Source organism: Rossellomorea marisflavi (genome assembly GCF_022170785.1).
GTDB lineage: Bacteria > Bacillota > Bacilli > Bacillales > Bacillaceae_B > Rossellomorea > Rossellomorea marisflavi_B.
In genome coordinates, this window is sequence record NZ_CP081870.1 from 3,685,746 (window position 1) to 3,707,596 (window position 21,851).

The 21,851-nt window shown below is 50.2% G+C and carries 22 protein-coding genes and 1 riboswitch; of the genes, 5 read left to right on the forward strand and 17 right to left on the reverse strand.

Features of this window, described 5'->3' with window-relative positions; translation table 11 throughout:
• Positions 1–4 precede the first annotated feature (4 nt).
• The 4 genes from murQ to K6T23_RS19165 all read right to left on the reverse strand — a co-directional run bounded on the left by murQ (position 5) and on the right by K6T23_RS19165 (position 4,038).
• Positions 5–904, reverse strand: a complete 900-nt coding sequence (murQ, locus tag K6T23_RS19150; protein WP_056540061.1) for an N-acetylmuramic acid 6-phosphate etherase — start codon at positions 902–904, stop codon at positions 5–7.
• Positions 905–1,122: 218 nt separating this feature from the next.
• The gene (locus tag K6T23_RS19155; protein ID WP_056540059.1) at positions 1,123–1,599 is read right to left on the reverse strand and encodes a competence protein ComK; all 477 of its coding nucleotides are present in this window, start codon (positions 1,597–1,599) and stop codon (positions 1,123–1,125) included.
• A 175-nt stretch (positions 1,600–1,774) separates the two neighbouring features.
• Complete coding sequence (locus K6T23_RS19160; protein WP_238282707.1) at positions 1,775–3,373, reverse strand: M20/M25/M40 family metallo-hydrolase; 1,599 nt, start codon at positions 3,371–3,373, stop codon at positions 1,775–1,777.
• A 14-nt stretch (positions 3,374–3,387) separates the two neighbouring features.
• The gene (locus K6T23_RS19165) at positions 3,388–4,038 is read right to left on the reverse strand and encodes a GntR family transcriptional regulator (protein ID WP_238282708.1); all 651 of its coding nucleotides are present in this window, start codon (positions 4,036–4,038) and stop codon (positions 3,388–3,390) included.
• A 191-nt stretch (positions 4,039–4,229) separates the two neighbouring features.
• On the opposite strand from K6T23_RS19165, the gene K6T23_RS19170 reads away from it, so the two are divergent.
• Both K6T23_RS19170 and galU read left to right on the forward strand, forming a co-directional pair.
• On the forward strand, positions 4,230–5,522 hold the full coding sequence (locus K6T23_RS19170; RefSeq protein ID WP_238282718.1) for an FAD-binding oxidoreductase: 1,293 nt from the start codon (positions 4,230–4,232) through the stop codon (positions 5,520–5,522).
• Positions 5,523–5,602: 80 nt separating this feature from the next.
• Positions 5,603–6,481, forward strand: coding sequence for a UTP--glucose-1-phosphate uridylyltransferase GalU (gene galU / locus K6T23_RS19175; protein ID WP_238282720.1), 879 nt, complete (start codon positions 5,603–5,605; stop codon positions 6,479–6,481).
• Positions 6,482–6,515: 34 nt separating this feature from the next.
• On the opposite strand, the gene K6T23_RS19180 is transcribed toward galU, so the two are convergent.
• The 4 genes from K6T23_RS19180 to K6T23_RS19195 are packed head-to-tail and all read right to left on the reverse strand — an operon-like array spanning position 6,516 to position 10,157.
• Positions 6,516–7,076: a flavin reductase family protein gene (locus K6T23_RS19180; RefSeq protein WP_238282723.1), complete on the reverse strand. Its 561-nt coding sequence runs from the start codon at positions 7,074–7,076 to the stop codon at positions 6,516–6,518.
• Between the two features lie 58 nt (positions 7,077–7,134).
• The gene (locus K6T23_RS19185; protein WP_056540046.1) at positions 7,135–8,643 is read right to left on the reverse strand and encodes a sodium:solute symporter family protein; all 1,509 of its coding nucleotides are present in this window, start codon (positions 8,641–8,643) and stop codon (positions 7,135–7,137) included.
• 3 nt (positions 8,644–8,646) lie between these two features.
• The gene (locus K6T23_RS19190) at positions 8,647–8,904 is read right to left on the reverse strand and encodes a hypothetical protein (protein ID WP_238282725.1); all 258 of its coding nucleotides are present in this window, start codon (positions 8,902–8,904) and stop codon (positions 8,647–8,649) included.
• 50 nt (positions 8,905–8,954) lie between these two features.
• Complete coding sequence (locus tag K6T23_RS19195; protein WP_056540044.1) at positions 8,955–10,157, reverse strand: CaiB/BaiF CoA transferase family protein; 1,203 nt, start codon at positions 10,155–10,157, stop codon at positions 8,955–8,957.
• A gap of 152 nt (positions 10,158–10,309) precedes the next feature.
• On the opposite strand from K6T23_RS19195, the gene K6T23_RS19200 reads away from it, so the two are divergent.
• Both K6T23_RS19200 and K6T23_RS19205 read left to right on the forward strand, forming a co-directional pair.
• Positions 10,310–10,963, forward strand: coding sequence for a GntR family transcriptional regulator (locus tag K6T23_RS19200; protein WP_056540041.1), 654 nt, complete (start codon positions 10,310–10,312; stop codon positions 10,961–10,963).
• 14 nt (positions 10,964–10,977) lie between these two features.
• Entirely contained in the window at positions 10,978–11,862 is an 885-nt protein-coding gene (locus K6T23_RS19205) for a hydroxymethylglutaryl-CoA lyase (RefSeq protein ID WP_238282727.1), read from the forward strand.
• Positions 11,863–11,910: 48 nt separating this feature from the next.
• On the opposite strand, the gene K6T23_RS19210 is transcribed toward K6T23_RS19205, so the two are convergent.
• From K6T23_RS19210 to K6T23_RS19220, 3 genes are all read right to left on the reverse strand, one after another.
• On the reverse strand, positions 11,911–12,480 hold the full coding sequence (locus K6T23_RS19210) for a serine O-acetyltransferase (protein ID WP_056540037.1): 570 nt from the start codon (positions 12,478–12,480) through the stop codon (positions 11,911–11,913).
• A gap of 109 nt (positions 12,481–12,589) precedes the next feature.
• Positions 12,590–13,849 carry a glutamate/proton symporter GltT gene (locus K6T23_RS19215; protein WP_056540032.1) on the reverse strand — a complete coding sequence of 420 codons (1,260 nt, stop codon included), beginning with the start codon at positions 13,847–13,849 and terminating at the stop codon, positions 12,590–12,592.
• 86 nt (positions 13,850–13,935) lie between these two features.
• A riboswitch (cyclic di-AMP (ydaO/yuaA leader) is annotated at positions 13,936–14,074 on the reverse strand.
• A 210-nt stretch (positions 14,075–14,284) separates the two neighbouring features.
• On the reverse strand, positions 14,285–15,079 hold the full coding sequence (locus K6T23_RS19220; protein ID WP_238282729.1) for an SGNH/GDSL hydrolase family protein: 795 nt from the start codon (positions 15,077–15,079) through the stop codon (positions 14,285–14,287).
• A 293-nt stretch (positions 15,080–15,372) separates the two neighbouring features.
• Here K6T23_RS19220 and K6T23_RS19225 point away from each other — a divergent pair, with 293 nt between their 5' ends.
• Positions 15,373–15,861 (forward strand): sigma-70 family RNA polymerase sigma factor, encoded by a 489-nt coding sequence (locus tag K6T23_RS19225; protein ID WP_238282731.1) that lies wholly within the window; start codon positions 15,373–15,375, stop codon positions 15,859–15,861.
• A gap of 94 nt (positions 15,862–15,955) precedes the next feature.
• Here the strand turns inward: K6T23_RS19225 and K6T23_RS19230 are convergent, their stop codons facing one another.
• The 6 genes from K6T23_RS19230 to K6T23_RS19255 form a co-directional block, all read right to left on the reverse strand.
• A complete protein-coding gene (locus tag K6T23_RS19230; RefSeq protein ID WP_056540022.1) occupies positions 15,956–16,408 on the reverse strand; it encodes a ZIP family metal transporter in 453 nt (150 codons plus the stop codon).
• A 79-nt stretch (positions 16,409–16,487) separates the two neighbouring features.
• Positions 16,488–18,410: a BglG family transcription antiterminator gene (locus K6T23_RS19235; protein WP_238282733.1), complete on the reverse strand. Its 1,923-nt coding sequence runs from the start codon at positions 18,408–18,410 to the stop codon at positions 16,488–16,490.
• Positions 18,411–18,442: 32 nt separating this feature from the next.
• Positions 18,443–19,819: a glycoside hydrolase family 1 protein gene (locus K6T23_RS19240; RefSeq protein WP_238282734.1), complete on the reverse strand. Its 1,377-nt coding sequence runs from the start codon at positions 19,817–19,819 to the stop codon at positions 18,443–18,445.
• Positions 19,816–20,145, reverse strand: a complete 330-nt coding sequence (locus K6T23_RS19245; protein WP_048006599.1) for a PTS sugar transporter subunit IIA — start codon at positions 20,143–20,145, stop codon at positions 19,816–19,818. The genes K6T23_RS19240 and K6T23_RS19245 overlap by 4 nt, the downstream gene beginning before the upstream one ends.
• Positions 20,146–20,178: 33 nt before the next feature.
• Entirely contained in the window at positions 20,179–21,483 is a 1,305-nt protein-coding gene (celB, locus tag K6T23_RS19250; RefSeq protein ID WP_238282736.1) for a PTS cellobiose transporter subunit IIC, read from the reverse strand.
• A gap of 16 nt (positions 21,484–21,499) precedes the next feature.
• A complete protein-coding gene (locus K6T23_RS19255; protein WP_053429377.1) occupies positions 21,500–21,808 on the reverse strand; it encodes a PTS sugar transporter subunit IIB in 309 nt (102 codons plus the stop codon).
• Positions 21,809–21,851 lie beyond the last annotated feature (43 nt).

A 21,851-nucleotide genomic window follows, 5' to 3' on the forward strand; every position in this document is an offset into this window, starting at 1 on the left:
GGGACTATTCTTCAATAGCCACCCGAACGTACCCGTTGGCATCCCGCAGCCGGTCCTTCGCTTCGTCATACCCGCAGCCGAGCTTGATCATGACGATCGAGGCCTTGACCTCATTATGAGCAAGCTTCAACGTCTTCAGCGCCGTATCTTCGTCGGTCCCCGTGATATCACGGATGATGCCGACGGCCCTTCGTTCCAGCTTATAGTTGCTGATATTCACATCGACCATGAGGTTGCCGTAGGCTTTTCCAAGTTTGATCATGGAGGCAGTGGAGATCATGTTGAGCACGAGCTTCTGAGCCGTCCCTGCTTTGAGCCTTGTTGAACCCGTCAGTGCTTCGGGACCTACATTCACTTCAATTTTATGCTCGGCTTCCTCAGATATTCTTGCCCCTTCATTGCAGGAGAGTGCGACAGTGACAGCCCCGACTTCCCTCGCGTACCGCAGCCCCCCGATGACATACGGCGTCCGCCCGCTTGCCGCAATCCCCACGACCGTATCTTCAGGAGAAAGCTGAAGCGCGGCAAGGTCTGATGCCCCGAGCTCTTCATTATCTTCCGCTCCTTCTACGGCTTTGACGAATGCCCGTTCACCACCGGCGATCAAGCCGACGACCACATCGCTCCCCACGCTGAAGGTCGGTGGGCACTCCACCGCATCAAGGACGCCGAGCCTGCCACTTGTGCCTGCCCCCATATAGATGAGCCTACCTCCTGAAGAGATAGATGCCACCACTTTATCCACGACTTTTTCTACGACAGGAAGGACTTTTTTAACGGCTTCTGCCACTTTATGATCTTCATCATTCATCATCCGCAACACCTCACCGGTACTTGCGGTATCGATCTTTAACGTATCCGGATTGACCTTCTCGGTTCCCAGTTCATACACATTATCCTGCATTTCAATTCCTCCTAAATCTCGTACGCGCTTTCATCCTTATTATAATCCCTTTTAAAATTATATTTCAACGGATTTGTAAAATTCATAAAATTATATTTTAGTGTAAAAACGGCAACGAAAAAACCCGGTTGACCTAAGAAGGGGACAGGGAGAGAATAAAAGGTTCTCCTTATGCCACCATTGATCAACCGGGTTCCAGCCGTAAGGTTTATTTCATATCAGTTCTTCGCACCATGAGGTCTCGGGTAACGGCTGAAATAATTCATCGTCACCGCGCCGCGTTGGAGCTGTCTATGTAGCACGTCATACGAACAATTCACTTCCATCTTCAGCCCGTTGGTGAAATGGACGAACGTTTTCCCGCAGGCGACGGTCGTTGAGTGGATATGACGGCAGAATAACCAGATGCAATCATCATTATCGGGTGATTGAGTAGGGATGGCCAGGATGTAGTCCATGAGGCTGACCAAAAGCGGTGTCTTTCGATCGTACGACAATACTCTTCGAACCGCCCTGATCCGTCCGTTATAATCGGACCCGTGGACGATGCAGGATTCTTCAAGCACTTCTTTCACAGTCTTTTTACTGTACGTGACTTCCCCTGAACAATCGACAACCTTTGACTGATGCACTCCGTCACAGGAAGGATAAATTGCTGCCGTTCTTTCAGTAATCAACACCTCAAACTTTTTCACATGATCACCCCATATTTTTTAGCCCTAATGAACCAGGACTTTATAATCATTATAGGTTTACTAATTATAACTTCCACTATATTGTTAAAAAGTTTAACTTTATTTGTAAAAAAGTTTTCAGTCGTCATTTTCCCATAAAAAAACCGCGCAGGGGATGATCCCTGATCGCGGTCATTCAATCATTCATTACCTCTTTGATCACAGCTTCCACAAAAGCAGGCGTTTTCACAAACGCACTCTCGATATGAAGTCGTTCGGTGCGCTTATGGGCATCCTTCCCGAACGGTCCAACGTTCAGGACGGGGGCGTCGAGGCTCGCCATGGCATCGAAGGGAATGGAGTACGTCGTTTCCCACACCGGGGTGTTCTCCTCATACACGGTCCAGCCGTGATGCTCATCCTTGAAATTCACATAGCTCAAGTCTGAAATCCCGTTGAAGTAGTGGATCTGCTCCACCTCCAGTCCGAAAGAACGCTCCGCTTCCCTCCTCACCTTCTCCACCAGCTTCTGCACAAGGGGGGAGTCAGACGTGTTCACCGCAGGATAATACGGAGGGGTATACATCAAGACGATGGCAGGCGTCAGCTCCTGACAATCAATGAGAAGGGTATCGGCCATCTTGAATGATTTCTCCCGATCGTCCCCGATATACGAGCGGATATCCTGCTTCAATGCTTCGATGTATTCCTTCCCCATCTTCATCTCGGCATAGCGGAGAAGCTCCCCGTAGCGCAGGACGGATACATCGCCGACCGCCGGGATCCCTTCCCTTTCGCACAGCTCCCCGTACCACTCATTGCACTCGTCTGCCGCTTCCCTGGCCACCTCCTCGAAGGTATTCATCACATCGGCAGCCGAGCGCTTCATCGTGAACACATTGTACATGGCCACGGTACCAAACGGCGTCTGGGCCGAATAATTCAGGCGCAGGTCTTCCTGGAGCAATGTGATCGGAAGCGGCGTCGACTCGCCTTGATCGCTTTCCCGGAACAGGGGATTCCATTCCATCTTCCTGGTCAGGAATGACGCCATGAACGATGAGGTCAACCCGCTGAGAGGCTCCCCGACATGGGTTTCCCTCCCGTAGAAAAGCGCCGACGGCATGATTTTTCCGATGGAACCCGAATAGACTTTATAAGCCGTATCCGTCGGGTTCTGGGAGAAGACCGGCTCCCCGTTCAGGAAGAGGGTGTACGTAAGTCCATGCTCATCCTTCATGTCATTGAGGGCCGTCACGGCAGCCCTCATACCGGAAGAGTTGACCTCCTCATCCGGTACCGTCAAAAGGACCAGATTCACCTGCCATCCTTCCTCTGCCGCTTTCTCGATGGTCGCCATATGGACGGCAAGCCCCGCCTTCATGTCCATCGTACCGCGTCCCCACAGGAACGTGCCTGCTTCAAGATCCTTCTTCGCTTCGGGATGAAGTTCGGACGCGTATTGAGGAAGCTCTTTGGTGAGAGCCTCTGGATTGAATGCAAGTGCTTCGAGCACCCCGTATTCTTCCGTACTCACCGTATCGAAATGACTGATGAGGACGATGGTCTTCTTTGCTTGCGGATGCTTATAAAGGGCCGTCAGGAATGAACGCCCAAGATCGGCTTCCCCAAGCTTCAGCTGCTGTGGATGCTCGGTAAAATACGGAATGCTCTTCATTTTTTCCATCAGCTTCCTCGGGAATTCGATTTCCCCTTCCGTCAACGTCCTGCTGTGCCAGCTGACGAGCTCACAAAGCAGTGCTCGCAATGCTTCCGGCGTTTGCCACTGTGCCATGACCCTTCCCCCTTTTATCGATCTTCTCTATAGTATCCCTGCATACGCTGTCTGATCTGAGTCATATGATGACGCATTTGCCTTTTCGCTGACTCCCGGTCCCCGACCTTGAGGAAACGGACGAGGTGAACATGCTCTTCGTAGGCTTCCATCGCACTCATCCTGAGCCTGCCCGACAATCCGAGGAAGGCACGGTTCACTCCCGTATTGGATGCTTTGATCATGTCCTTCAGCTTCGGATTCGGATTCGGTGCTGCCAACAGGAGATGGAAGCGCCGGTCCAGGTCAATGAACTCATCGTATCGGTCCTCTAGTATCGCACGGTGCTGCGCTTCCAGATTGTCGTCTAGTTCACCCATAAGGCTGTCATACAGTTCCGGGATCACCTCGAGATTATATACTTCGAGAAGCTCCCTGATCTCCAGATGCTGCAGCCCATCCTCCTCGGTGAAGGAAGCGACGACGGCAATCTTCGCATCTGAAATCGTCACCAGCCCTTCGGCAGCAAGTTTCCTCAGCGCTTCCCTGATCGGCGTCCGGCTGATTCCATATTCTTCGGCAAGCCTTTTCTCCGGGAGCTCATCCCCCGAGGGCAGCTCTCCTGAAAGAATCTGCTTCCTTAAGAGCTGGAATGCCTGACCTGCCAGTGTTTTTTTAATGATCAAACCCTTCCCCCCTTGTTTGAATCATTCCCGGTATACCGTATACATGTATCGTACGGTATGATACCCTACCTGTAAATAGACTTTTTTGAAAATTAGTAAAACGAGGAAGGTGTCAGCCCATGAATCCCCAATGAATCAGTGAATTAATAGAAGAAATTGGAACAGACGGTGTAACCATCAACGAAACCGCCTTGCTGCAGCATAGCCACGATGAGTCCCATCATCCCGGGGTCAGCCCAGATGTGGTCGTTTCCCCGGATAATACGAAAGAAGTAGTGGCTATTCTCCGAACCGCATCCCGGTACGGGATCCCCGTGACCCCATACGGAGCGGGATCCGGATTGGACGGAGGGGCTATCCCGCTCCACAACGGAATTTCTCTCGATTTCACCCGGATGGACCGCATCCTCCATTTCAGCCCCGAAGATATGAGCGTTACCGTTCAGCCCGGCATTACCCGCCTCGCCCTGAACAAACAGATCAACCGCCATGGTCTCCACTTCCCCATCGACCCGGGAGCCGATGCAAGCATCGGCGGCATGACTGCAACGAACGCAAGCGGGACCACCGCCGTCCGCTACGGATCCATGAGGGATCAGGTGCTCGACCTTGAAGTTGTCTTGGCTGACGGCAGGGCCATCCATACCGGCAGCCGTGCCAAAAAATCATCCAGCGGCTATCACCTCAATGGCCTCTTTACAGGATCGGAAGGAACCCTCGGCATCATCACCGGCATCACCTTGAAGCTCCATGGTACGCCGGAGCATAGGATTGCAGCCCGCTGTACATTTCCTTCTCCGAAGGCCTGTGCAGAAGCAGCCCACCTGATCCTCATGAGCGGGATCCCCGTCCAGCGGATCGAGCTAGTAGACTCCGAAAGCATCCGTCAGGTGAACGCATACGGACAATATGCATTTCCCGAGGAGCATTCCCTTTTCTTCGAATTTGCCGGAACGAAGGGCGGCGTGGAAGAAGAAGCAAGTCTCACAGAAGAGCTGATGAAGGACGCGGGATGCAGCCACTGGGAACGCGCCGCGGGATCGAAGGAAAGAAGCGAAATCTGGCGGGCAAGACATGAGCTTTCCTATGCCTTCAGCCATATTCTAGGGAAGAAGATGCTCGGCTCCGATGTGTGCGTTCCACTCTCACATTTGGCGGACCTTGTCGTCCATGCCCGGACCCTCATCGAAGGCAGCGGACTTCTAGGAGGCGTCTTCGGACATGTCGGGGACGGAAACTTCCACACAAGCATCGTCTATGACCCGAAGAAACCCAATGAACGCGAAAGAGCCCTTCATATCAATGAAGAGCTCGTACTCAAAGCCCTCGGATCAGGAGGAACCTGCACCGGGGAGCACGGAGTCGGCATCGGGAAGAAAAAATACCAGGTGCAGGAGCACGGAGAAGCAGCGGCGGTCATGACATCCTTCAAGCAACTCCTCGATCCTGAAGGGATCCTGAACCCGGGGAAAATCTTCGACTGACCCTCCCCCGGAACATCCAACGTCATATCTCTGATCCGATTCTGATAAGATAAGAGAAAAAGAGGAGGAGGCTGAGAGGGTTGAAAAATGTCACGAAAGTCATCATACCCGCTGCCGGTCTCGGGACCCGGTTCCTGCCGGCGACGAAAGCACAGCCCAAAGAAATGCTCCCCATCGTCGACAAGCCGACGATCCAATACATCATCGAAGAAGCCGTTTCTTCCGGCATCACGGATATCATCATCATTACCGGTCGGGGAAAAAGAAGCATCGAAGATCACTTCGACAAATCCTATGAACTGGAATCCACCCTCGCCGATAAAGGAAAGTGGGAGGAGCTAGAAGAGATACAGTCGATCTCGAACCTGGCAAACATCCATTATATCAGGCAGAAGGAGCCACTCGGACTCGGGCATGCCGTCCTGTGTGCCCGCTCGTTCATCGGGGATTCCCCTTTTGCCGTCATGCTCGGCGATGACCTCATCGACTCCAAGGTTCCGTGCCTGCAGCAGCTCATCAGCTCGTACGATGAGCTGGGAGGTCCCATCCTCGGGGTCCAGCGCATCGACCACGACGAAACGGGAAAATATGGGATTGTCCAAACAGGTCCGCAAACCGCGCGTTCAGGTTGCCACATCGTCGACGGGCTCATCGAGAAACCGGACCCTTCCCATGCCCCATCAGACCTTGCCATCATGGGCCGCTACATCCTCACCCCCGAGATCTTCTCCTACCTCGAAGACCTCGGACCCGGAGCAGGAGGCGAATACCAGCTCACCGACGCCATCCATCACTATAGCAGCAACCACCCGGTCTATGCCCAGGAATTCGACGGAGAGCGATATGACATCGGCGATAAGTTCGGCTTTATACGGGCCACGGTTGATTTTGCGCTGAAGCGGGATGGACTTGGGGAGGAACTGCGCTCTTATCTTAGGAAACTTGGAAGACAAGGATAAAGGAAAAAGGCCGGAACCGGCCTTTTTCCTTTTGTTATCTGGGAAGCGTAAAGACCTCTCCCACCTCACTATAATTCCCTGCCAAGCGCCCCAGAGGGGAAAGACGGTTCAAGTCCACCTTATAATCCCCCAGATATACGTCTTCCTGAATGTGATAATGGGTCACTCTTCCGATGATCAACCAATCAGAGCCAAGGGAAGTCATCTGTTCCAATCTACACTCCATCTGGATCGGTGCTTCCTTCACCCGTTTTGCCCTCACCGTACGACTCTCAACAGGAGTAACACCTGCCCTTTTAAATTCGTCTATTGTTTCCTCCACGTTTTCAGCTGTCACGTGCATCTGATTCCCGAGAGAGGCAGGAACAACATTCACGACGAACTCACCGATCGCTTTTATATTCACAAACGTGTCCTTTTCTGTCCCCGTCCTCTCCCCTACACCCGGCCCGATGGAGAAACAGAGCATCGGGGGATTACGCGAAGCGACCGTAAAGAAACTGAATGGTGCCAGATTCAAGCACCCTGCCTCGGAAATGGTCGATACCCAGGCAATGGGCCTTGGAACAACCGACCCACTCAATAGTTTATACATTTGATTGTCATGTAACTGACTGGGGTTGAACTCTATCAATCTGCCATTCTCCTTCCTGCTAATTCGCTTTAGAACGTAATGTTTGATACTCCTCCTCTTCCACCGGCTTATCGGCAGCCGACGGAAGTAGCCATGATCCTACCACACAAATGACAAAGTTCAATCCAAGACCGATCACACCCCCGTGGATACCATAAATCGTTTTATTGCCTGTAAGAGTAAGGACCCCGGCAAGTAACGCACCGAAAAGCATCCCCCAGAAAACCGCCCTCTTATCAAGCCCTTTCCAATAGAGACCAAGGACAAACGCCGGGAAAACCTGAACAAGAAGTTCAAATTTCAAAATAAAGATTTCATACAGAGTACCTGGAGGATTCCACGCCACCCATAAAAGCAGGAAGACAGCCACAACCCCGACCACCTTTCCAACCATGACCTTCCTGTGCTCAGACGCGTGCGGATTCATAAAGCGCCCGTACACATCATTGGAAATCATGGAAGAAAAGCTCAGGAGGACTGAATCAGCAGTCGACACGATGGCCGCCACGATCCCACCGAAGAAAATGATCATCATCCAATAATAAAATGGATTGATGGCAGCAATATCGTTTGCCATCATGCCGACGATCTGCTCTGAACCGACGGTATCCAGGCCTGGATACAACATGATGGCTGTAATACCTACGATAAACACCAAACCTGTTGTAATCAGGGGCATCCAAGCCATCCTGGAAAAAGACTTCTTAAGCGTTCTTTCACTCTGTGCCGAATAGATCCGCTGCACCGCATGGGGATATATACTTGCACCCAATCCGACAAGGAGCAGCATGCTAAACCAATTAATCGACACTTCAGTCGGCGGAACGGCGGTTTTGACCGGCTCCATTTCATGAATATACCGGGTAACTTCTGCAAAATTGCCACCCACAAGATAAAGGCCACCGATGAGGAATACAATGATCCCCACCATCAGGATGATCCCCTGCATGACATCGGTAAAAGCAACCGCTTTCATACCTCCCATCCATTCATAAGCCAACATCACGAAGATAAAGGCAAGTACAGCGATCTGATAGGGGATTGTCCCCCCCGTCATACCTGAAACCGCATGACCAATCGCTACAAGCTGCTCTAATAGATAGTTTCCAAGACCCCACAGCATGAGAAAGATACTCAACAATGTCACGGCCTTCGATTGAAAACGATGATGCACCCAATCCGTTGGGGTAATGAAGTTGCGGCGCTTCGCTACAACATAGAGTCTGGGAGCAAATAAAAGATAGATCCCGATGATGATGGTCATGAAGGAAATGGATTGAAGCCAAGAGAATCCGGTCCGATAGGCCGAAGGGGCGTACCCCACTATCGTATTGCCACTGTATTGAGTCGCATATAAAGTAAAGAATAGTGCAATGATTCCAAGGTTCCTCCCAGCGAGATAATATCCTGAAAGAGAGTGGTGAAGGTTTTTCTCACCCCTGCCCGAAAAATAGCCGATCACCAGCATGATCACGGCAAAAGCCGAGAGTATGATAATCCCATCAGCACCTGCAAACGTAAGTTCCATCCCTTATCGCTCCTCCTTCATTCGCTCAGACTCTTCTTCATCTTCAACAAGATTCCACTGCGTTCGGCACAGCCAGCTCAAATAGCCACACAGAGCAATTGAAAAAATGAGGGAAATAAACGCCCATAGGGGAAAACCGAATATGAAGGGTTCAACGGCAGCTGAAGGAAAGTACCACGGTACTACGGCCATGACCAATAAAACCATGAAGACCCAAATCCACTTTTTACGAATCGGTTCCTTAATCGATTTCTCTTTCATTCTTCCTCCTCCTGTTCTTTGAACGAACAAAATCAAGCGCTTACATTTTTTCAGATGATATTCTCTTTCTGGAGCGTTTCCAACTCTTCTTTCTTCATCCCTAACATACCTGAATAAATTTCCATATTATGCTTCCCCATTTTCTCTGCCCCGGCTTCTTTGACCCTTCCAGGTGTTCGACTAAGCTTTGGAACGATTCCAGGCATGGGGAATTCGCCCAGATCAGGATGGTCAACCTTGAGGATCATTTCCCTCTCCTTATAATGGGGATCCTCCAGGATTTCCTTTGCCGTGTATATCAGTCCCGAAGGCACTCCTTTCTCAGCAAGAATCTCCAGTGCCTCTTGTGCATCCAAGGATTTTGTCCATTCCTCTATGATGGAGTCGATGAGCTTCATATTTTCACCCCGGGCATAATGAGTGGAAAACCGTTCATCCTCTGCAAGGCCAGGGTTCCCCATTGCCTCACACAAGCGGGTAAATACCCCATCAGAGTTTGCCCCTATCACGATATAGGTGCGATCTTTTGTGAAATAGATATTGGACGGAGCTACTCCCGGCAGGATATTCCCCATCCGTTCTCTTACATACCCGGCAAGGAGATAATCGGGAATCAGACTTTCCATAATGGAGAAAACCGATTCATACAAGGCCGTATCCACTACCTGCCCTTTCCCTGAATGATTTCTCTCATGTACCGCAACCAAACAACCAATCGTAGCAAAGAGAGCAGCCAGCGTATCTCCTACTGATACTCCTATGCGGGAGGGAGGACGATCTTCAAATCCTGTCACATTCCTCAGTCCACCCATGGCCTCTCCGACACTTCCGAATCCTGCACGGTGTTTATACGGGCCTGTTTGACCAAACCCCGATGTCCGTACCATGATGAGGCGGGGATTGATGGCGGAGAGCTCCTCATAGGATAGATTCCACTTTTCCATCGTTCCAGGGCGGAAGTTCTCAATGATGATGTCAGTTTCCTTCACAAGCTCCTTTAAGATTCCCTGTCCTTTCTCTTCTCTGAGATTGAGCGTGATCGACTTCTTATTCCGGGATTGAATCGGCCACCATAGGCCGATTCCGTCTTTGGACTTCCCCCAGTTTCTCATGGGATCCGATTTGCCCGGAGGCTCCACCTTGATTACTTCAGCTCCGAAATCCGCCAGCATCCTGCCGCTGAATGGTCCGGCCAGCAAGGTCCCCAGTTCCACCACTCGCAAGTCCTCCAATGGAAGCTTTTGTTCCTCCACATGATCCTCTCCTTGTTAGAATTTTCTTAATCTTGTATACAAATTTAACTTCTTGTATACAATTAGTCAATAACTATTTAAATAAAGCGCTTTTATTTATTAAATATTGTGAATTTTAGTTTTATTGTATACAATGTACATGAGGTGTTGGTATGGATGCATACAAATATATTAAAGGCGCTATCATTGACGGTCGTTATACTCCAGGTATGCGATTGGGAGAAGAATTTCTTGCAAAGGAACTGAATTTAAGTAGAACACCGATCAGGGAAGCCATCCGGCATCTTGAAGCAGAGGGGTTGGTTATTCCCCTGAAACGAGGCGTAAGTGTCCGAAACTTCACTAATGAGGACATCCGGCAGATCTATGACCTCAGGACTCTCCTCGAGGGGTACGCTGCAAGCCAGGCAGCCATTCATCGGACAGAAGAGGATTTAGTCAAAATGGAGAGCGCGAATATTCAATATGAAAAGGTCATTCAAGATTATGGGGAATCCGACCTAGGAAGGGTCAAGGAAATCGTTGATGTGAACCAGCAGTTTCATGAGGTGATCATCTCCGCAGCGAACAACGCTCATCTGCATTTTCATCTATCAAAAGTCGTTGTCGTCCCCATCGTCTACAGGTCTTTCTATTGGTATGATGACAATCAATTAAGACGATCATTGGAAATCCATAAAATCATTCTGCAGGCCATTCAGAATAAAGAACCTGAAAGAGCCAGAATTGCCATGCACGAACACATCTACCAGGGAAGGGATCATGTCTTAAAGCATTTGGATAAGATCAAAAGCGCCAAACAGTAAAAGGAGGATCCAGGATGATAGAAATCTGTGAAGTAGGTCCACGTGACGGGCTCCAGAATGAGCCTAAAATCCTCAGTACTGCACAAAAAGCCGAGCTGATTACACGTCTGATTGAATCTGGTGTCCGTTATTTTGAAGCTGTTTCATTCGTCAACCCTACCGTCGTCCCTCAAATGGCAGATGCAGAAGAGGTGCTCAACGCACTCCCCAAAGGCAACGGAGTCACATACGCAGGACTCATCCTGAGTCGCTCGGGCCTCACAAGGGCCCTTACGACGGATGTCGACTGTCTCCATGTTGTCACGACTACAAGCGACAGCTTAAATCTCAAGAATGTCAAACGGACAGTAGCCCAATCAGTTACCGAGCTGGAAGACGTCATCCGTGAAGGGACCGCTGCCTCCAAGGACGTGTTGGGGGTTCTCGGCACTGCTTTCGGATGCCCTTTCGAAGGCAACGTGGAATCGAGCACTGTCCTTCATGTAGCTGAACGTTTCCTTCAAGCAGGATGCACAGGGATCACCCTTGCCGATACAACAGGAATGGCAAACCCCCAGCAGGTCCATGATCTGGTGAAGATGTTTCACAGGGCGTTTGGAGAAGACCTGAAGCTCGGCCTCCACTTCCATAATACCCGAGGACTGGGACTTGCCAATACGTTAGCTGGCTACCAGGCTGGGGTCCGCCACTTTGATTCTTCGATCTCCGGCCTCGGTGGTTGTCCATTTGCCCCTAAGGCAGTCGGTAATGTGTGCACCGAAGATATGGTCAATATGTTTCATCAGATGGGGATTGATACTGGAACCACCCTTTCAGCTTTATTAGAAACATCATCCTGGACCGAAAACATCATGGGGAGACCCCTTGATGGAATGCTGCTGAAAGCTGGAACTGCTTGATAGATCAATACAATAGGAAAGACCGTCCAAGAAATTGGACGGTCTTTTCTACACGCTCATACTCCTCAAAGAATGCGCCACCTCTACCTTCCCCACCGGCCTGGCAGGTGCTCCCGCAACGATCACATCCGGCTGTATATCCTTCGTCACGACTGAGTTTGCTCCGACTGACACATTATCCCCAATGATGACGGGACCGGCCACGACGGCCCCCGTGAAGATGGTCACATTATCACCGATGATCGGCTTGATTTGACCATTCCGCTCCTGGTCCCTCCCCCCGATCGTGACGTTTTGGAACACCTCGAGGTTCGCCCCGGCCTTCACTTTCGTTCCGATCACCACTCCAACCGAGTGGGCAATGCGGAAGCCGGGACCGATTTCGGCACCGTAGGAAATCTCTGCACCATAGAAAATGATCCCTGCCGACCGGAGGATCCTGGGAATGAGCGGCACCCGCTTTACATGAAGGGCGTGCCCCATCCGGTACATCACGACAAGCCAGAAGGTCGAAGCATTGAAGAAGCTGATGATCAATCCTTTCGGGGATAACCCATATGCCCTGTAGTCTGATTTAATCAAATGGAACATGCGGTCCACATCCTTCTCCTTTTTCATCCAGTCTAGCCCCTGGATATGAAGGGAATATGGAAGAGATATTAGTGATTTGTAAAGAATCCATAACAAAAAACCTCCGCTCAATCGATTCCTGAGCGGAGGTTTTTTCCTAACCAGCCTTCATGACTTCATTTCCATGATCTGCGTCATACTGCCCTTCTGATTTGGACATGACGATAGCGGCAAGGGTGTTTCCTGTTAAGTTGACGACGGTACGGGCCATATCCATGATCCTGTCGACCCCTGCGATGAAGGCAAGGCCTTCTGCCGGTACCCCGATGGTACCAAGGGTGGCAAGGAGGACGACGAAGGATGTACCAGGTACAGCGGCCATCCCTTTTGATGTCACCATAAGGACAAGGATGAGGGTGATCTGCTGCATGATGGAAAGGTCGATGCCGTAGACCTGCGCGAGGAACAGGGCAGCGATGGCCTGATACAGGACCGATCCATCAAGGTTGAAGGTGTACCCGATCGGTACGACGAAGGATACGATGGCCTTCGGGCAGCCCATCTTCTCAAGCTTCTCCATGACGCGTGGAAGGACAGTCTCGGAGCTTGATGTACTGAAGGCGAGTAGAAGCTCATCCTTCAAATATTTGAGTAAAGTGAAGATATTCACTCCGGCCCATTTGGCCACCAGCCCCAACACGACGATGAGGAAGAAGATCAGGGCCGCATAGACGAGACCGACGAGCTTTCCGAGTGATACAAGGGAATCGATCCCGAATTTCGAAACGGTTACCCCGATCAGAGCGAACACACCGAGTGGCGCGACCTTCATGACCATGTTCACAACGTGGAACATGGCATGGGAAACGGCGTCGAAGAATTTAATGACCGGTTTCCCACGTTCACCGATGGCTGCCACTCCAAGTCCGAATAGCACGGAGAAGAAGATGATCGCCAGCATATCCCCTTCCACAATGGATTGGAAGAAGTTTGTCGGAACGATATGCAGGAAGGTTTCTGCAATGGATTTGTCTTGCTGACTTTCAGAAGTATCCACATAGGATTGGATGTCTGTTTTCTCCACAGACCCAAGATTGACGTGGCTTCCAGGATGGAACACGTTCGCCAGGATGATCCCGAGGATGATGGCGACGGTCGTGATGACCTCGAAGTAGATGATCGTTTTTGCCCCGAGGCGGCCGAACGCCTTTCCATTCCCGGTGCCTGCCACACCGACGATGAGAGTGGAGATGACGATCGGAATGACGATCATTTTAATCAAACGAAGGAAAAGGTCCCCCAACGGCTGGAGGTACGTAGCAACACGCGGGTCATTAAACCAGATGACCCCGACAAGGATACCCAGGATCAACCCGACGAAGATCTGGGTGGCTAAACCGAAACGAATTTTTTTCATAGATGGTCCCCCTCTTAGATGATGTGCGTAAAGCAAAAAAAGACCGTTCTTAAGAAAGAACAGCCTTTTGGTTGAAAAATAAAGGTTCTTTCTCTCAACTGGCATACGGAGTTAACTGTCGGATTCGGGATTGAGAGTTCCCTACCTAGTAAAAGGATGCACCCCAAGGTATCGAAATACCACTTGCATGATTCCTCCGCTCGATCGATTAAGCCATACTATTTAGTTGTAGTGGGTTGACTTTATTATCCTAATAAAGTTTTATTTAGAAGTCCACAAAATATAATATACAACTTTAATCGATAGACTGTCAAATGTTTTTTAAATAAAGATATTTCAGAATAGTTATTTATTATCATTTTTAACTTTTACAGGGTAATCCACACATCTAAAGATCTATTTTAGGCAAAAAAGTAAACCCGGCGTATGCCAGGTTCAATTGGACTTATCCACAAAATAATCCACCATGAAGGACGACCACACTTCATTCCCTTCTTTATTCGGAAGTTCCTTCTTTGTCACCTGGGATTCAACGTCATTCCAGGCCTTCCAATGATCTATGTATGGATAGTGATGATCCTTGGCATACTCCCTCAGCTTCTTCTCTTCCAATGGATAGTAGTGAGCATCGGGAATCGGGTTGGAGGGCTGCAGTAGAATCATGATATCAGGATTCTCCTTCTTGAACGCATCCAGGATGGAAGATAGATTCTTCAGCCTTTGCTTCATATCGATATGACTATTATCCGCCAGAAGAAACGGTTCCAAAAGGAGGAGATCCGGCTTTTCTTTTGCCAGTGGAAGATGAAGTCCTTCGTTCTTAACCTCTTCCGATGTCTTTCCTCCGATTTCATGGACGGAGACGGATAGGAGATCTTCTCCATACTCTTTCGTCAATGCCTTTTTCACCGTATCGGGCCAGGCTCCTGGTTCGTCCGATGTGGACGACGCCCCGGCGATCATCATGCGTACGGGTTTCCCTTGGGCCTCTTTTTCCCTGAAGAGCGGTTGAACATCACGGGGCAACCCATTGATCCGGTCCAACACCTGCAGCCGGTGCCTTTCGTTTTCTGCCTTCTTCTCTGCTTTCGCCTTCTCTACTTCCAGCACTTCCTGATGGGAGGCGTAGGCCGAAGCCTGCACTTCCCTCACCTCTCCTTCCCAGTGATACTTCCCCCCGATCACAACCGATGAGGTCAGTAGACCCAACATGACCAATCCTATTCTCATTCACTCGTCCCTCCAATCTATGAACTCTATCATAAAGGAAATAAGTGGCAATATTTGTATATCCGTGTAGATAACCGCACCATAAATTCTGACAAATTCATAGATCAATTTTCATTTTTCTTAAATTAACAGAAAACTTGAGGTTTTCTTAAAAGAAACTTCCTTTATCCACAGGTCCAAGCAGCTTTATCCCCTGATGTAGAGCTGATTGGGTCTTTTGCCACCCATCCTTTTCTCCCTTACTGTGGATATACCGGGAAAACAGAGCGGCGCCTGCTCAAAAGGAATAGGAAATGGAACCATTTGAACTCGTCCATGAACAGTACAGCCAGATGATCCACAAAATCATCCACACCCTACGCATCTACAAGAATCATCATGACTATTACCAGACCGGCTTGATCGCCCTCTGGGAGGCATACGGAAAATTTGACTCTTCTAAAGGAACGTTCACGTCCTTCGCTTATTCCTATATCAGGGGACGGATCCTGACTGAGTTGAAAAGGGAAGCGAGGGAAGAAGAGCGCGGAGTCGAACTGGAGGAAGGAGCAACGGAAGCAGGCGGTGACGACCTGGATACCCTCGCGTTGGAAACCCTCCTTTCCTACTGCGGGAATCTTACGCCTAATCAAAAGAAGTGGGTCATCTCTCATTCTCTCCACATGCTCTCGATCAGCGAAATCGCCGAGCTGGAAGGTGTGTCGCCCGAGGCTGTGAAGAAGTGGCGAAAAGGGGCAAAGGAAAGGATCCGGCAGGCCATTTTTAATCAAACGTTTGTTTAAAGTGGATAACCTGTTGATAAACCGGTGATCATGATCTCAAACACTCGTTTAATAGAACAAAAAAGAAGGATGACCACAATCGTCATCCTTCCTCTTAAAACGTCAATCCATCTTTTTTGCTTTTCGCGTCAAGTCCGGCACCGATAGCGATGCCAATTGAAATCCCCAAGGTGAACCCATACACCATATTCTCGAGGAATCCCAGGCCGATCAGCATCCCGAAGGTCAGACCAAGGGGCATGAATACACCGATATAGTAGTTTTGGGGCACCACCTTATGGACCTTGTGGACATGATTCAGCAGCTTGTTCAGCACTTTCCTATGTGAACGAACATCCGATTTTTCAAGTTCAGGCAATCTTGCTCTCAATCTCTTATACTCTTCTCCAAGCTCCATCAGCCCCGATTCACACTCATCGCAAGGTTCCAGATCGGCCATCCTGTTCAGGAGGCGCTCCTCCTTTTCGAGGTCGAGCTTTCGGCTCACTCCCTGGCCGGCATCATCCTTGAAAGCATGGAGATGTTTCCTTACTTCTTCGACGTGCACGTGCATCCTCTCCCTAAAGCCATTCATACCAGATTATACCGCTCAGGGCGGGTCAGGTCAAAAGGGATAGATGGCACATTCAAACACCGGTCAGGATCTGCCACAGTTCACTTACAGACTGCGACTTGAGGCATCGTTGAACGAGCTCCTGATTCTCCACCAAGTCGGTTAAAAAGGCATAGACCATCTGCAGATCTTCGGTACTTTCTTTTTTTACATTCAAGACACAAACAAGCTGTACAGGCTCGCCATTCCATAATACAGGCTTTTCAAGTGAACAGATGGCAAGGAAGGTCTCGTTCCACTGTGGAGAGATTGGATGGGGTACGGCCAATAGTGGCCCAAAAGAGGTGGAGGCAATCTCTTCCCGTTGCATCACGCTGTCATAAAAGGTCGGATCGACGAGCCCTTTTTTCACCAGTTTGTCTGTCAGTCCGGAGAGTACGTCCTCCTTGGTGGAATACTGTTCGTTTATCCACAGGCAATCCCTCCTCAGATAGGTCTGATGTAAATGCGGCTGAAGATCCAGATGAGACTGGATCCTGGTATAGTCTTCTCCTGATAGGATGGTTCTTACATGAATGACGGGTATGGGGAGGTCTTCTTCCAGGGGAATGGAGGAGATGATGAAGTCGATCTCATCCAAGTTGTGGTTCTTCAGGTGATAATACTCAGTGGTGGCCACTACGTCCATTTCATGGCGGAATTTCGATTGAAGCTTATACTTGATCATACGGGCGCTCCCTGCACCGGATGCACATACGATGATGACGCGCTTTGGCCCCGATCCGGCAAGGTTTTGCCGTTCCATGGCCGCTCCCAGGTGAAGGGCCAAGTAACCGATCTCGTTTTCGTCGATCTGAACCTCCATGTTTTCATCAATGATCCTTCCGGCCACGACCCCTGCCTCGAATGCAACGGGATAGTTTTTCTTGATATCGTCCAATAGGGGATTGCGGATATTCATGCCGTAGCGGAATCGGTTGATGGCGGGCTTCAGATGGATAAGGAGGGCTGCCCGCAGTTCTTCATCTTCCGTCAGGCGGATCTTCCATTCCTGTTCGACGGCCCGGAGGATTTCATCCACAAGGACGGCATACCCTTCACCTTTTGCATCTTGCAGATACTCGACTTCAAGCCGCTGCTCCGTCACAAGGCGGGTACCCAATAAATGAAGGGCGATATAGGCGATTTCCACCTGTGGAAAACACACACCAAGCTCTTCATTAAGCTCTTCCACCATCTTCCCTGCGATGATGTACTCCTTTTCTTTAAGGATCTCCTCCATCTGGAGGGTGATGGCGGATATGAGATTGCCCGACATCATCCGCTTACAGGCAATTGCAATGTGGATAACCAGGTTGTTCATGGCAATATCGGACATCTGAAGACCATGACGATCCACATACTTTTCCACCACCGTCCAGATCAAAGCGAGACGCTCCTCATCATGCAGATCGGGAAGGGTCTGGATCTGCCTGCGGACCGGTGTGGTACGATCGATGATGTATTCGGCAAGACAGAACCGGACATTCACTTCCTCGCCTTCCACCTTCAGACCATAATTCGGCTTTTTGACAAGGTGTAGGTGATAGCGGCTGAGGATATCCTTTACATCCTTCAAATCATTTTGGAGGGTGGAAAAACTCACGTGGATCTCATCGGCGAGGTCCTGGATCTTCAAGTAGCCATCGGTTTGGAGGAAACGTCTGATAAGATAGCCTACCCGCTGCTCTGGGGCAACCGGCATATCCGTACTTACCTCTAGAAGCTCCTGTAGGAAGGTCCTGAAAGCAGCATCATCTCCGACTTCAAGGGTATAGCCTCTGCCACGGACCGCCCTGATGACGGCACCATGTCCCTCGAGGCACTCATTCAATTGCTTCACATCTTCCCGTACCGTCCGGGAGGAGACATTAGACACCCCGGCCAAATGACTGCCCGTCACCAGGCCGTCAACCGCCATCAATTCTTTTAATATCCGTTTGAATCGCGTATTCATGCCCCGTCCCTCCCTTCCGCCTTTGCCACTGCTTAGAATCCATTTTGAGTCGATACTTCCTTGAACCAGTGGGCACTCTTCTTCGGCTTCCTCTCCATTGTATCGAGATCCACCTGATAGAATCCATAACGATTTTTATACGCATTCATCCAAGACCAGTTGTCCATGAACGTCCATAGATGATATCCCTTCGCCTGGCAGCCTTGCTCAATGGCCGTATGCAGCCACTCGAGATGGCCCCTTATGAAGTCGATCCGGTAATCATCATGGATCATGCCATCCTTCTCGAAGCGCCCTTCATCTTGGACACCCATGCCGTTCTCGGAAACGAACGACTCGATATTCCCGTAGTTTTCTTTCAGATTCATCATGATATCGTAAATGCCTTTTTCGTAGATTTCCCACCCGCGGTACGGATTCATCTTCCTGCCCGGCATCTCATAGTGGTCAAAGAACCATTCAGGCATGAACGGGGCCTCCGGGTTCGGCAGATACTCCTTCGCCTTCACCCTCCTCGGCTGATAGTAATTCACCCCAAGGAGATCAATCGTATTCTGCTTAAGAAGCTCCCGGTCTCCTTCGTGCGTAGCCGGAAGATGATCATAGTCGGCAAGGAGGTCGATCAGCTCCTGTGGATATTCCCCAAGAACCGATGGATCAAGGAAGCTTCGATTGAAGAAAAGATCCGCTATCTTGGATGCCTTGACGTCAGCTGGATGCTCACTCCGCGGATAGGAAGGCGTCAGATTGAGGATGATCCCGATCTTTCCGTCTCCCACTTTCCTATATTCCGAGATTGCAAGTGCACTTGCAATCATCGTGTGATACGCCACCTGAGTAGCCTTCTTCCCATCGACGATAGTGGGATAGTGGAAATCATACAGGTAGCCGCCCTCGACTGGAACAATGGGCTCGTTGAATGTGAACCACTTCTTCACCCGGTCACCGTACAGCTCAAAACAGACTTTTGCATAGCGTGCAAACACCTCGACCACACGACGGTTCTCGAACCCGCCTTGGTCCTGCATTTCCTTCGGCATATCGAAGTGATACAGCGTGACGAACGGCTCGATGCCCTGCTTCAGGAGCTCATCGATGACATTCCCATAAAAGGTGGCCGCCTCTTCGTTCACCGGGCCTTCTCCCCCAGGGATGAGGCGTGACCACGAGATCGAGAAGCGGTACGTATTGTGCCCGATTTCCTTCATCAATGCAATGTCTTCACGATAGCGATGATAGAAGCCCGACGTATGCTCCGGACCCACCCCATCAAAGAAACGACCAGGCTCGACTTCATACCAATGATCCCATATATTCTTTCCTTTGCCGCCTTCAGACGCGGCCCCTTCGAGCTGGGTGGAGGAAGTCGCGCTACCCCACCAGAAGCCCTCTGGAAATTCCCTCTTCATTTATCCCACTCCTTGTATCGGTAGATTTCGATGATTTCTACAGCCAGATCCCTGACGGTCATTGAGGTCATGAGATGATCCTGCGAATGGATGAGCAGCACATTGAGCGGATTGCTCTGCCCCATGGCTTCCTGCTGGATGAGCTTGGTCTGATACTCATGGGCTTTGGCCAGTTCCTCACCCGCCTGGACGATCAGTTCATCTGCACGCTTGAAATCTTTCCGCTTCGCTTCCTGTATGGCTTCCATGGCAAATGACTTTCCGTTTCCTGCATAGAGGATGATTTGAAAGGATATTTCCGTAAGATCTGCTTGTTGCTGTTCCATTACATTCGCCACCTTTTTTGAAATCGCATTCCATTATGCACTCTTATTGATATCCGTTGACCCTTCTCCACTGCGTTCAAGCTCATAGTATTGTTTATCCATGATCCTGAGGAACGGCCACCAGATGGTAAAGACGATGAAGATGTTCACTGCCTGCAGGACGCCTCCCTGCCATGAGTTCGTCGCCAGGGCCCCATTCAGGATCGTCGGAGTCGTCCATGGGACGATGACCCCCGTCGGCGGTGGAACGATTCCCGTTGCCATGACAAAGTACGTGAACACAGCCACGATCACCGGTGCCAGCAGCCACGGGATGAAGGCAAGGGGATTCATGATGATGGGGAGACCGAAGATGATCGGCTCATTCACATTGAAGAGCCCGGCCGGTGCCCCGATCTTACCCAGTTCTTTCATCTGACGGCTCTTCCCGATGATGAAGATGCCGAGAATGACGGCAAGGGTCATGCCCGACCCTCCCATCCCTACGATGAAGGAATCAATAAATTGTTTGCTGACGATATGGGGAAGCTCTTCCCCAGCCTGGAATGCCTGCAGATTTTCATTGGCCAAAGCATACCAGATCGGGTCGAATACAGAATTCACGATGATCTGTCCGTGAAGCCCGAAGAACCAGAACACCTGGATCAGAAGCACGGCCACGATTGTTGCCGGCAATCCAGAACCAAGGGAGGTAAGGGGCGCCTGCACCACATCATACACAAAGTTCTGCACACTGCCGTACGGAAGATATTCAAATATGACCCTTACGATCAGGAATGTACTCAGGGTCAGGGTAATCGGAATCAAAGCGCTGAACGAACGGGCCACGGCATCCGGGACACCGTTCGGTATCTTCAGCGTCCACCCCCTCTGAGTGAAGAACCTATAGAGCTCCGCTGCTATGAAAGCGGTCAGGATCCCTACGAACATCCCCTGCGCACCAAGGCTCGAAGTAGGAATGACTCCGTTCACCCCTTCAAACGTCTGAGGTGTGAGGATCAGGAAGGCAGCCAGGGCGGCCACTCCGCCATAAAGACTTTCGCCCCCGTAGTGTTCGGTGAGCTTGCTCCCGATGCCGATGATCACGAACAGTCCCATGATCGTAAGCGTCGCGGCAGAAGCAGGGCCAAGTGCCGACTGATAGGCCGAATAGGCATCTTTACCGATGAGTTTATCCAAAAATGGAAGATTGGCGAGTACCACGAAGATCGATCCGAAGATGATCAACGGCAGGGCCACCATGAACCCGTCCCTGAGCGCCGTTAAGTACCGGTTATTATTCAGTTTATCTGCAACCGGAAGCAACACATTTTCCAACACCTGCATGAATTTGTTCATCCCAGGTCCCCCCTGATCATTTTTTTATAAGGTCCAACGCTTTTTCCAATACCGCTTTCCCGTCGACACGCCCGTAGGAAACGGGGTCGATTGTATCCACTGGAATGCCGGAGTCCTTCGCCTTCTCTTCATATTTCCGCTTCATGAATCTCATCTGCGGTCCGATCAGCAGGACATCCGCCCTTTCCATATCGACAAAAGCCTTATCCTGAGCCACAGCCCATATCTCAGCATCCATCCCCTTGGATTCAGCCGCTTCCTTCATCTTCGATACAAGCAGGCTGGTGGACATCCCTGCAGAGCATGCCAATAAAATTCTTACCACTGTCATCATCCCCTCTTTTAATGCTACTTTGATTATATTTTAA